The following is a 237-nucleotide window of genomic DNA, read 5'->3' on the forward strand; positions in this document are numbered from 1 at the left end:
CTCTTTCCCCATCCGTGAGATATCTCTCAACAAAGGCGACTCGCTGCATATCTGTGTGCGCCACAACATGAAGAGGGAGATACTTCCCGGTGTGTCAGACATCGGCGTGAAGATAGTGAAGAGATGATGGAGAATCTGATATGGAATTTCAGGATAAACAAAATCCTCTCTTCTAAAAAAATCCAATTAAGCCCTAATGAACGTTTAGGGTTAAAACATAATGACCGATTCTGGTTA

The 237-nt window shown here is 42.2% G+C and carries 1 pseudogene; it reads left to right on the forward strand.

The annotated features are described in order from the left end of the window. Positions 1-127 (forward strand): annotated as a pseudogene (locus QVO99_RS04965) (gliding motility lipoprotein GldH); the annotation flags it as partial. Positions 128-237: the final 110 nt, after the last annotated feature.

Origin of the sequence: Prevotella sp. CAG:592 (assembly GCF_000436015.1) — a bacterium.
GTDB lineage: Bacteria > Bacteroidota > Bacteroidia > Bacteroidales > Bacteroidaceae > Prevotella > Prevotella pectinovora.